The following is a 12,347-nucleotide window of genomic DNA, read 5'->3' as shown; positions in this document are numbered from 1 at the left end:
TTTGCATTTCATTGTTAAAACCAGATTTATTTTCCATTATACCCAATGATCCTTCCCTCAATCTGTTGTAAATCGGCAGTTCCTTCTGCTGGCTTGTTTACATTCAAGACCATGAGTTTTTCTCTTAACTGTTGTCGTGCTTTAAATAGGTTAGATTTAGATGTTCCTGTTGATATTTTTAAGAGACTGGCTATTTCTTCATGCGAATAACCATCAATAGCATATAAGTTAAATACAGTACGATAAGCCGGGGAAAGTGTCTGGACTAAAACCAGTAAATCTTTATAAGCCAGTTGTTCATAAACCGAGGCAGCCTGGCCAATTTCCTCATGATCATCTACGTCATCATGATCCGAAAACTTCAGGTTCATCCGGTAATGATCAATCGCCGTGTTTGTAATAATGCGCGCAAGCCATGGTTTAAAGGGTTTTTCAGGATCATATTTTTCTATATGTGTAAAAACTTTCAGGAATCCATCATTTAATACTTCGGCAGCGTCAAAATCATTTAAAGCGTACCGACGGCATATAGCCATGCAATAACTATAAAATTCTTTATAGAGTAAATACTGACTTGACCTTTCCTTATTGATGCACCCGATAATGATACTTTGCACCTATTCTTATAATTTAACCTGCGCCATTTTCCTACCAATACGTTGCTTATAGACGAAAGGTTGCCAAACGTAATAAGAAAATTTGATTTTACACATAAAAAGCTGTAGCACAGCCAATTATTTTTATTCACAATATTTTTTTGCTATCCCACACAACCTTTAGCTCTTGTTCGCCGTAACCGCAATAATCAAAAATATTATTAACATTTATCCTCAACAACCATGAATTTATCTTTAAGAAAAGGGATGGCTCTTTGCAGTTTAACATTGATAGTTATGCTCTCGGCCTGTTCAAAAAACAACGACTCCACACCTGGTGGACAAGATCCTTACGGCAACCCACCAGTCACCGCACCAACCCCGTCAAGCCTTGCACTGACCAATGATGCAAAATTTGGCAGTATCCTGACCGATGCCAACGGAAAATCACTTTATGCTTTTGCGATTGATGCCAATGGTACATCAGGCTGTTCAGGTGGTTGTGCGCTTACGTGGATGCCTTATTATGCCGGGAACGAAACTGCCCCTACAGGAATTACAGCAACCGATATCAGTACCATTACGCGTGCGGATGGCAAAAAACAAACTGTTTATAAAGGATGGCCTTTATATTATTTCTCTGGAGATGCAAATAAAGGAGATGTAAATGGAGATGGCTCAGGCGGAACCTGGTTTGTTGCTAAACCGGATTACTCAGTGATGTTCGCGAACAACCAGCTGGTAGGTGTTGACGGTAAAAATTATACTGCTGATGAAAAAGAAGGTACAGGGATTAGCCAATACCTGACCGATGCAGCCGGCAGAACCTTGTACGCATTTGCACCTGATAAGTTTAACCTGAATACTTATACCAAAGCCGATTTAAGTAACAATGGCACCTGGCCTATCTATGAATCAGCTGTTCTGAATGTACCCTCAGTAATCAAGAAAGATATGTTTGTACAGATTACAGCTGCGGGTAAAAAACAATTGACCTACAAAGGCCATCCACTTTATTACTTCGGCCCGGATGCTAAACGCGGTGACACTAAAGGAGTCAGTGTAGGCGCAGGTCTTTGGCCAATTCTTACTGTAAACACAATTGCATTAACACCTTAAACTAACCCCTATGTCAAAATTCACCTATCCTGTGATGACGATCATGATGACGTTATTAATTTTATCAGCCTGTTCAAAAAACCAGGCTGATGAACCTAAACCTGTGGTACCGGAAAAACCCGGTACTAAGGTTTCTTATGCCGAAGTACTGCAACCGTTATTTCAGGCCAGATGTGCCGGATGTCATGCGCCTGGTAAAAGAGCATCTGCTGCCTGGAGTTTTAACGGATATACCTCCGTTACTGGCAGTGCAGACAAAATTAAACAAGCTGTTTTAGTCAGCAAAACCATGCCCATCGGAGGAACACTCTCCGCCGCAGAACTTCAATCTATCAAAGACTGGTTTGACCAGGGTATGCTCCAATAATTATTTAATCATCGCCATATGAAATCATACTATTCAATGAAAACATACTATCTAATGAAAAGGGTATTACTCCTGCTCTGCATTTGCTTTTTCGCAATTCATACCCGCGCTCAGGATATTTTAGTCAGTAAAAATGCATCCGTTTCTTTCTTTTCCAGCACAGTCATGGAAGACATAGAAGGGAAAAGCAATACAGCCAGCTCTGTAATCAACGCCAAAACTAAAGAACTCATTTTTAAAGTCAGCAACACCTCTTTTCAGTTCCCAAAAAAACTGATGCAAGAGCACTTTAATGAGAACTACATGGAAAGTGACAAATTTCCATTTTCTAAATTCAGCGGAAAAATCACTGATGATATTGACCTCAGTAAAGACGGCAATTATACCGTTTCTGTAGCAGGAAATCTGGATATCCATGGAGTTATCAAACCCTATCAAGGTAAAGTAACCCTGGCGATTGCTCAGGGAGTAATTACGGCAAAAACAACCTTTAAAGTGAAAATCGAGGATCACAATATCAAAGTGCCTTCCCTGGTTTTCAAGAACATTGCTGAATTCGTAGAAGTACGTTTATCAGCAGTATATCAACCTAAAAAACCATCCTGATTCTCATCAACCGACCACTTAAGAAAAACAGTATAAAATGATACAAAAACGATTAATGTTATTCCGGAAAAACCTGCTGCTGATAGGATTTATTCTCAGCGGACTTCGTGGTTTTGGACAAGACCTGGAGAAAGAACTGACCAATACGAACCCGGTTCATGAAAAAGTGTTTGCTACATTTAAAGACACTAAACTAATTAACGGACACACCAACGAAACGATCCATAAAAATGAACTGGAATTTAAAGTCGATCACCGCTTTGGAGATATCGCAGGCAGCAACGGTGGATTAAAACAGTTTTTTGGACTGGACAATTCCACTGATGTGCGGATTGGTTTTGATTATGGGCTCACCGACCGGCTGAGCATTGGTCTGGCCAGGGCAAAAGGTGCAACAGACGTCCAACAGTTATACGAAGGGAGTATAAAATACAGGTTACTGGAACAGACCACGGACGATTATATCCCTTTTGCGGTTACTTTATTTGGAAGTAATACGATTGCCGCAGTTAAGGCCAGTGATGATCCTGCTGCCGCTACCGCTTACCACAAATTCAGCGACCGGATGAATTTTGTCAGCCAGGTTATCCTGGCGAGGAAGTTCAATTCAAATTTCTCCTTCAGCCTTACGCCAACTTACCTGCATAAAAACTTTACTGCCTTTAGAGATCAGAATAATCTTTTTGCAGTTGGTGCAGGTGCAAGAGCTAAAATCAGTAAGCGAATGGCTATTGTGGTCGATTATTTTCTTCCGTTCCGGAACAAAGATGACAAAGCTTATCTGGAACAAACCAGTGGAGTAAAGTTTTATAATCCTCTGGGAGTAGGCTTGGAAATTGAAACAGGCGGTCACGTTTTTCATCTGAACTTCACCAATGCCGCAGCTATAGAAGAGATGCAGTATATCTCTCAGACAACCAGTTCCTGGTTAAAAGGACAATATCGCTGGGGCTTCAGTATTGCCAGAAGATTCTCTTTTAATAAGGACAAAAAAGAGAAAATATAGGCTGTAATCTTTTCAGATTTTATGTGGTCATCCTGAATGATCACATAAAATCTATTTTAATTTTACAACTTCTCTTCCAGGTTTGCTTTCACAAAATCAAACCACTCTTTTCTCAAAATACTGAGAATAGCACTATCCCGTCTGCCACCATGCCCATCAGGCATATGGTTACGAAGTACGCCTTCAAGTTTACAGCCGATACTTTTCATCGCAGCAAGACTTCTGTGGTTGCTATTGTCTGCCCTGAATTCAACTCTTTCCATCCCCAGGTCTTCAAAGGCATACTTTAATAAAAGATATTTGCAATTTTTATTGAGCCCTGTCCCCTGGAAATCACCACCATACCAGGTGTACCCCATGAGCAGTGTTTTATAAGTTGGCTGTATATCATAATACCGTGTAGAACCAGCATAACTATTGGTTTGCTTATCAAAAATAATAAAAGGATAAGAATTGCCTTTTTCCCTATCATCCATCGCCGCTTTGATATACGCAGTCAGACTTTCAGCACTATCCGGACGTGATAAGGAATAGTGCCATATTTCAGGTTCATTCAATGAAAAAGGCAGTAAATGTTCATGGTCAGCTGGACTAAGCGGGCGGATTAAAGCACGTTCATTCTCTAATATAACAGTAGTTTCTTTCAGTAATTCGCTCATACCTTAAGGTAATAATTTTTCTTTGGGATGCTGTAAACAATTTAAAAAACACTTGTTAATAACGGAAACTTAAAGCAATATACGGATACCATCCTTCATCAGAATGTCCGGCAACCACACGGACAACCGTCATAGCAGCAGGGGCAAAATATAATCCCCCACCCACTCCATTGTGCCATTTAGTGGAGTCTTCTCCTTTTTTCCAGACCCTGCCTATATCATGAAAGCCAAGCAATCCGAATTGTCCCGGCAATACATAACTCACAAAATCTGCCAGTTTAATACGCATTTCAAGGTTATTGTAAAAACTATGATCACCAGCAAACCGGAATTGACGGAAGCCAAGCAGTGTTCCTTCTCCACCTAAAAATGCAGACTGATAAAATGGTTGTTTACCCACAGTTACTGCGCCACCAAAACGTTCTGCAATCACAAAATTAGCTCTGCTATCCAGATTTTTATACAAGGCCACACTTCCGGTAAACTGACCATAAGTATTCGAATATTTATTTAGTCCTGTATAACCCTGCAATTTCAAATTGATATAACTTCCTAAAGAAGGCAGGATTTCATTGTTCCGGGTATTGTTGATAAAATTAACTACAACACCTGTATATAATTTATCTTTTGCGATAGTCAGGCTATCTGATGAGTGCAGGTCCGCACTGTTATTGATAAACCTCCCGGTATTATCATCCTTGTTGAAACTATAATATTGAAAAGATGGTCCGATACTGAAGGAAGATTTTGGCCGTTTCCAACGCAATGCCGGATCAAACTGGTATAAACTAAATCTTGCACGGTAATAGCTGATTCCATCAATAGACTTATCAAAAGAGGTTTCATTCCCCGCACCAAAGAAATTCTGTGTATTGTGCGGCGCATAAGCACTGGCCTGCAAAATCAAATCTGCTTTTCCGAAAGTGTGCATCCATTCTCCGCGGTAATCAAACTTAAAAGCCTTCGTACTAAAAGAGTGAATAAAAGAAAACTGCTGTGTATTTCCATAAGGAAATTTCCTGAACCCGGGATTCATAAATTTAACAGAGAAGCCTAATGATAATCCATCATCCTTGTTAAATCCTCCATTCAGCAAATACATACTTCTATGATATAAATCTGTTTGTTTATAAGAAACATTGCCAGTATCATTAAATAGTATTTTAGTAAATCTGCTGGTTTCACCCGTAAAAACAGCACTATCAATCTTATCGTAAAGTTTTACTTTATGGTAAGCGTTTTCTAAATGATAAGCTTTAATTCCATGACCACCGATAATGCGTAATTTAATATCAGTTCCTTTATTGTTTATAACAAGGCTATCATTTCCGTTGTGGGTATATAACCTGATTTCTTTCGTAATTTTCGGATCAAAGGTCTTGATGAACATTTGCTCTTTCACCTTTTTATTTTTAGATAACTGGTGTATGTTCACTGTTAATCCGCCACCAGCAGCATCCGAAATTTCTATCAGCTCTCCTTTATCACTCGCCTGTATGTCTACGATCTTATTTAAGAAATGATAATATTCATTCATCATCTCAGGTAGTTTTGCTCTTCTTTCCTTCAATTGCGCCAGCAGCTGATCATGACGTAAAGAATAACCCGGTTCCGGAAGTTTTCTTAATGCTTTCTCCATCACCTCATCCGTTAAATTCGCACAAAAAGTATGAATGATATCCATCCACTGTTTTTCTGATAACTGACTTAATAAACGGGTTGCCATAGCCCTGCTTTCCCAGACAAACCAGTTTACATCATTCACATTTCTTTCATAGCCCTGAATCATTGGCAGTAAATAAGAAGACTGCGCGTATCTTGGAATAAGTCCCTGGCTTAAGTAAAATACCTGGTCACGGTCACGTGGAACTGGCTGATAAACTTCTCTGTCTCCTGTTTTATCAAGCGTCCATCTCCATTGATCAAAATGTCTGTCCCAATCTCCGATCACAATATCCAATGCTTTCGCTCTCAGGTATTGAGGCCCATCATAAGTATAATCATTGTCCTTAGCCAGTTTCTTATACATCTTATAAGTATTATCAGACTTACCAGTTGGCTCTCTTTCTTCCAGAAGACAAAGCGTATTTTCAAATACTCTTCCGTACTTACCCAGATTAGCATCCGGAGAAATCCATCCGATAATTGGATTAGCATGTGCTACACCAACTGCTTCAGCAATATCCGGTACAATTAATGCCGAAAACGGATGCTGCGCGGACATGTTATCTTTTAAAATATCTTTCGCAAAAGTCTCCCTCAGATTCTCTGGCAACAATGATTCAGGATATTTCTCTACACTTCTTAATACCCATTCTTTCCCTTGCTTATCCACCATACGCAAAGAGTGTGACTGAAATCCACCACCCCGTTGCAGCGGTGTCAAACCGCCTTTAATCTCAGAAAGCCTGATTACCTGCACTTTAGTTTCCAGCGCATATTCTTTCCGGTAATTCTCTCCGAAAAAGAAACGGTGAACTTTACTTACACTATCATATTTTGGATATATTTTGATAGAAATACTATCTTTTGTGATCACTTTAACTGTATTTCCGGATTCACGGGGAACAGGTACAAAAGGTTTAGTATAACTGTATACCTTTTTGACACCAATCTCTGTATACACGTAAAAATCATAGCGCATATCATTATTCATCAGCAAATCGGCAATTACATAACCTTGTTCTGATTCTTGAAAAATAGAGTTTTTACCCTTTTTATTGGCTGAATGTTTAGCTCCGCCACCACTCACAACCTGTAGATTAAGCTCTTCACTTTTAATCAACTGTAAACCATGATCATGTCCTGAAAAATAAGTAAGATTCGGATAAGCGCCGAAAACCCCGTTTATCTTTTTAATCATATCCTTATAAAAGGGATGCTTCAGGTCTTCAGGGCTCAAAAAGGAAGACCGCAACAAAGGATACAGTGAGCCGATAACAGGTAAAGGGATATATAGGTTTTTATTCAGCGAGGTTAAAGGGAAAATATGATTTTTCAGAGTGAAATATCCACCATGCGCACCATAACTCTGCAATGGGTGATGATCAGCAAATAAAATAATCTTCCCTCTGTTAGCTTCCAGCAATTCCTGCATCCGGGCAATCACATCATCTTTAGTCTTGCAGCTGCACTCAGATTCGGGATTTTGTTTAGCGTAAGGATATAACCACCACTCGCTATCAAAAGCAATAATCGTTAAATTGTCTGTGAGTTGGATTGCTGTAGGATCAGGACATCCGTTTGGCGGGATCATTTTTAATAAAGAGTCATTTTGCTCAGCCAGATATTCTCCCTGACGTATGATTTTAGCCAAACCATCCGGCCCCATTTTATCCCAATCATGGTTTCCCGGAATAAAATAAACCGCAGCTCCCATTTGACGCATCGGCTGAAATTGAGATTGCAGAATCTGTTTAGTTGTTTCTTCTTCTTTACTTCCGGGTAAACCCATTCCTCTTGGGTAGATATTATCCCCCAGGTACATCACTGTAGTTTTTCCGGCAATTACATGTTTGGCTGCGTTTTTCAAAGATTCTCTTTGTGCAACATTCATTTCTCCGGCATCACCGATAAAGATGACGCGGTATTTTAGAGAATCCTGTGCTTTAACGAAAACAGCACTGAATAGAAAGAAGAGCAAGAGCGTAACATTTTTCATTGGCAGATAGCATTATATATGATGTTATAAAATTACAGCATTTCTAATAAAATAAAAGATTAAAACATGACGGTTTTTAATTCTTGTTTAAACAGGAATCAACAGTCGGGATCTTTTCATTTTTAATTAAAAAATAACGATTAGTTAATTTAAATTCATAATTTTAAGGAGTTATTTTAATTTAAGAACTCATTAATTATCAAAAAATGATAACAAAAACAAACTAATAATTATACAAATAAAATATATGAATAAAAATCTACAACAAATCTCCTTAGCGCTAATTGCCTTATCATTATCTGGTTGTGCTACAATTTTCACTGGTACTACACAAAAAATAACCGTGAGTTCTGATCAGCCGGATGCCGAAGTTTTTGTTAACAATGCCTATAAAGGAAAAACCCCTGCCAGATTCTCGGTAAGTAAAAAAGGGAACAATGAAGTAATTACTGTTAAAAAAGACGGTTTCATTTCACAGGATATCGCTACCCAAAAAGGATTCAATGGAGTTGCAATTTTAAACTTAATCAATCCTATCGCATGGGGTATAGATCTATTGACAGGAGCTGTCAACAGGGTATCTCCAAATGAATACGTGATCAAATTAGAAGCCAAAAAGTAGACATGAATTTAAAGTTACTTCTCAACCAGAATCTGCTGCTCCCGAGCAGCAGATTCTGATCAAAACACAATTTCAAACGTTTGAAATACATAAACAAACGTTTGATCTTAGAGACATTTTATTTTCCGTCTTCCCTTCTTTTTCCATTTTCTTTAGTTTAGCTTATAGATTCCCTAAATAAGCCGGAGCATGAAGTCCATTAAACCAGTCATACTGATCTTCCTGATCACCTTGCTGATTCATCAAATAGGTTATACACAGCAAACAGTAATAAATAACGGCGAAGCCATGCTGAAACATGGCGCACACCGTATTGGCCGCAGAACAGATGCTGATATGGCCAGATGGCGCGCTTATGGCCTGGGTCAATTTATTCATTGGGGACTGTATGCTATTCCAGGCGGAGAATGGAACGGTAAAATATATCATGGAGCTTCAGAATGGATACGCTCGTGGGATGGAATGCCAAAACCGGCTTATGATTCTTTGATTAACCACTTTAACCCTACGAAATTTGATGCCGGATCATGGGCTGCAACCGCAAAGCAAATGGGTGTAAAATATGTAACCATTACTACCAAACATCACGATGGTTTCTGTTTGTGGCCAAGTCAGTATACAAAATATACCATTGCCAACTCTCCTTATAAAAAAGATATTATCAAACCACTTGTTGATGCCTATCATAAAGCTGGAATTGATGTGATCCTTTATTTTTCCATTATGGACTGGAATAATCCCGACTGGCGTTACGAAATCAAGACTCCAGCTGACAGTATTGCATTTGAACGTTTTAAAAAATTCACCCGTAACCAATTACTGGAATTGCTTACCCGATATCCATCCATAAAAGGATTATGGTTCGATGGAACCTGGGATAAATCCTGGACAAAACAAGCAGCTTTTGCAGACGGTCTGGAAACTGAAATGCGTAAGTTACATCCGGGATTAATTATTGGAAGCCGTTTCCGTGCAGATGAAAATGGCAAACGCCACTTTGATAGCAACAGACATTTAATGGGTGATTATGAACAAGGCTGGGAGCGTAAAATTCCTGCCACAATCAATGATGTTCATGGAAATGACTGGGATTGTGTAATGACAATTCCCGAAAATCAATGGGGCTACAGCAAAGCTTGGGAAGGCCATATTAAAACTACTGATGAACTATTGGAAATGCTGGCTAAGTGTGTTTCACTGGATGGTAACTTTGTTTTGAATTTCGGACCAGATGGTGAGGGGTCAATCCGCAAAGAAGAACTGGCTATTGCTAAAGAGACAGGTAATTGGATGGCAGTGAACCACGAAGCGATTTATAATTGTGAGTATGCCGGCCTTGACACTCAGAACTGGGGATATTTCACCAGGCAAACAGGCACTGACAAAATTTACATGCTTGTTTTTAATGTCCCTGTATCAGGGGCGCTCAGGGTTAAGTTACCTGCTCAAACCAGCATTTTAAAAGCCTACAGGCTTGGTCAGGAAGAACAGACATTTATGCCCGAAGCAATTCAGGCAAACGAAAGCTTCATCCATTTGAAAACAACCAATGAGAAGCAACCTTTTGTAATCGTACTGGAAACAACAAAATCAACAGATGGCAACAGCAAGACCTATGAAAAAGCAAAAACTTAGTTTATGATACCTCCTCATTTGAAACCCGGAAATCTTATTTTAACCTTTATTTGCCTTTTCTCCACACTCAGTTTTTCCAGTTCCGGACAGGCAAGGAAAACTATATCTTTTAATCAGGACTGGATGTTCAGCAAAACAAATGACACCGTCCAAAGACAAAGTGACTGGAAAAAAGTCACCTTACCCCATACCTGGAATGCAACCGATATGCAGCTCACCAAAGACTTTTACGAGGGAGAAGGTCAGTATAAAAAGCAAATTGTATTTGGCAGGGAATACAAAGACAAACGTTTATTCCTGCGTTTCGAAGGAGTTGGACAAGTGGCACAAGTATATGTAAATCAAAAATTGGTTGGCATGCATAAAGGTTCTTATAGTGCTTTTTGTCTGGATATTACTTACGCGGTAAAAATCGGAGAAGCAAACACAATTCTTGTAAAAGTGAACAATAAGGCACGCAAAGATATTATCCCCGTCAATCACTTCTTATTTGGTATTTATGGTGGAATTTATCGTCCGGTGAGCTTGCTGGTGACCAATAAAGTGAACATTACGACTACAGATTATGCTGCTCCGGGTATTTATATCTCCCAAAAAAATGTCAGTGCTGAATCTGCGGAGGTGAGTGTCGCTGTTAAAGTTGAGAATATAGAAACCAGCTGGCAGGATATTTCCATCAAAACAGAGCTTTATGATCAGGCAGGAAAACTTGTAGCTGCGCAAACGACTCCTCAAAAAATTACGACGCAGGGCAGGCAAAAGTTTGTCCAGCATTTCCAGTTACAAAAACCACATCTATGGAATGGCTTAAAAAATCCTTATCTCTATAAAGTGATCACAAAATTGCTGCGTAAGCATGATGTTATTGATAAAGTAACGCAACCACTGGGTCTGCGTAAATTCGAAATTATTGCCGGAAAGGGCTTCTTTTTAAATAATCAGCTGTATCCGATGCATGGAGTTTGCAGACATCAGGACAGGTGGCAATTTGGCAATGCATTGAGCAATGCACAGCATAGAGAGGATTTAGATATCATCAAAGAGATGGGTGCGACGACTATACGTTTTGCACACTATCAGCAGGCAGAATATTTATATTCCACTTGTGATACTATGGGCTTTGTAACCTGGGCAGAGATTCCATTTGTCAATACCAGTACAGGAGAAGAGGCGGATAATGCAAAACAACAGTTGATGGAACTAATTAAGCAGAACTACAACCATCCTTCGCTCTATGTCTGGGGCTTACATAATGAAGTTTATGGAAAGACTCCTTCAGATTTCCCTGCGGTGCTGACCCGCGAGTTGAATGATATCGCAAAAACAGAAGACCCTGATCGCTATACCGTAAGCGTAAGTGGTTATGGGGAAATGGACCGGCCTACTAATTTAAATGCCGACATACAGGGAATGAATCGTTATTACGGGTGGTATGAGGGTAAGATTGGAAATTTAGAAGATTGGGCAAAGGAAATAGAGACTAAATATCCTGCTCATAAAGTTATTCTGACTGAATATGGGGCAGATGGTAATATTTTTCAACAGCAGGAACAAACAGACCTGAAAGATGCTTATGATTATACGGCCGCATTTTACCCTGAGAGCTTTGAGACTAAAACGCATGAGGTACAGTGGCCTATTATTGCAAAACACCCTGGGATAGCGGCATCATATATTTGGAATATGTTTGATTTTGCTACTCCAATGTGGAACAGGGGTGGTATGCCAGCCCGAAATATGAAAGGATTGGTGACTTTTGATCGTCAATTAAAAAAGGACGCTTTTTACTGGTATAAAGCAAACTGGAGTAAAGATCCTGTATTATATTTAACAGAGCGCCGTGTAGTGGAGCGTAAACATGCAGTAACCCCGGTTGTGGTTTATTCAAATATCGGACAGCCCGCATTATTTGTAAATGGAAAAATGATTGCCGTTCAACCCATACAGGGTACAAATAGCGTACAGTTTATTTTTAAAGATGTTCATTTAAAAAAGGGCAAAAACAGTATTAAAACCCTTGCGAAAAAGGATAGTAAAACTTTTACAGATACGATAGAATGGGTTTTAAAGTAAGAG

At 39.3% G+C, this 12,347-nt stretch carries 10 protein-coding genes; 7 read left to right on the top strand and 3 right to left on the bottom strand.

Going from position 1 to position 12,347, the window contains the following annotated elements; genetic code table 11:
* Nucleotides 1-26: 26 nt before the first annotated feature.
* Nucleotides 27-617: an RNA polymerase sigma factor gene (locus tag HDE70_RS25065; RefSeq protein ID WP_183868553.1), complete on the bottom strand. Its 591-nt coding sequence runs from the start codon at nucleotides 615-617 to the stop codon at nucleotides 27-29.
* 222 nt (nucleotides 618-839) lie between these two features.
* Here HDE70_RS25065 and HDE70_RS25060 point away from each other — a divergent pair, with 222 nt between their 5' ends.
* The 4 genes from HDE70_RS25060 to HDE70_RS25045 are packed head-to-tail and all read left to right on the top strand — an operon-like array spanning nucleotide 840 to nucleotide 3,694.
* Nucleotides 840-1,715 (top strand): hypothetical protein, encoded by an 876-nt coding sequence (locus HDE70_RS25060; protein WP_221270708.1) that lies wholly within the window; start codon nucleotides 840-842, stop codon nucleotides 1,713-1,715.
* Between the two features lie 10 nt (nucleotides 1,716-1,725).
* On the top strand, nucleotides 1,726-2,082 hold the full coding sequence (locus HDE70_RS25055; protein WP_183868551.1) for a c-type cytochrome: 357 nt from the start codon (nucleotides 1,726-1,728) through the stop codon (nucleotides 2,080-2,082).
* 54 nt (nucleotides 2,083-2,136) lie between these two features.
* The gene (locus HDE70_RS25050; RefSeq protein WP_183892175.1) at nucleotides 2,137-2,688 is read left to right on the top strand and encodes a YceI family protein; all 552 of its coding nucleotides are present in this window, start codon (nucleotides 2,137-2,139) and stop codon (nucleotides 2,686-2,688) included.
* Nucleotides 2,689-2,725: 37 nt separating this feature from the next.
* Nucleotides 2,726-3,694, top strand: a complete 969-nt coding sequence (locus HDE70_RS25045; protein ID WP_260162094.1) for a DUF5777 family beta-barrel protein — start codon at nucleotides 2,726-2,728, stop codon at nucleotides 3,692-3,694.
* A 62-nt stretch (nucleotides 3,695-3,756) separates the two neighbouring features.
* Here the strand turns inward: HDE70_RS25045 and HDE70_RS25040 are convergent, their stop codons facing one another.
* Nucleotides 3,757-4,353 carry a GNAT family N-acetyltransferase gene (locus tag HDE70_RS25040; protein WP_183868545.1) on the bottom strand — a complete coding sequence of 199 codons (597 nt, stop codon included), beginning with the start codon at nucleotides 4,351-4,353 and terminating at the stop codon, nucleotides 3,757-3,759.
* A gap of 55 nt (nucleotides 4,354-4,408) precedes the next feature.
* The gene (locus tag HDE70_RS25035; RefSeq protein ID WP_183892174.1) at nucleotides 4,409-8,014 is read right to left on the bottom strand and encodes a BamA/TamA family outer membrane protein; all 3,606 of its coding nucleotides are present in this window, start codon (nucleotides 8,012-8,014) and stop codon (nucleotides 4,409-4,411) included.
* A 247-nt stretch (nucleotides 8,015-8,261) separates the two neighbouring features.
* On the opposite strand from HDE70_RS25035, the gene HDE70_RS25030 reads away from it, so the two are divergent.
* From HDE70_RS25030 to HDE70_RS25020, 3 genes are all read left to right on the top strand, one after another.
* The gene (locus HDE70_RS25030; protein ID WP_183868541.1) at nucleotides 8,262-8,636 is read left to right on the top strand and encodes a PEGA domain-containing protein; all 375 of its coding nucleotides are present in this window, start codon (nucleotides 8,262-8,264) and stop codon (nucleotides 8,634-8,636) included.
* Nucleotides 8,637-8,825: 189 nt separating this feature from the next.
* On the top strand, nucleotides 8,826-10,271 hold the full coding sequence (locus HDE70_RS25025; protein WP_183892173.1) for an alpha-L-fucosidase: 1,446 nt from the start codon (nucleotides 8,826-8,828) through the stop codon (nucleotides 10,269-10,271).
* Between the two features lie 3 nt (nucleotides 10,272-10,274).
* Nucleotides 10,275-12,344, top strand: a complete 2,070-nt coding sequence (locus HDE70_RS25020; RefSeq protein ID WP_183892172.1) for a glycoside hydrolase family 2 protein — start codon at nucleotides 10,275-10,277, stop codon at nucleotides 12,342-12,344.
* Nucleotides 12,345-12,347 lie beyond the last annotated feature (3 nt).

Origin of the sequence: Pedobacter cryoconitis (genome assembly GCF_014200595.1) — a bacterium.
GTDB lineage: Bacteria > Bacteroidota > Bacteroidia > Sphingobacteriales > Sphingobacteriaceae > Pedobacter > Pedobacter cryoconitis_C.
This window is presented reverse-complemented; position numbering and strand designations above follow the sequence as displayed.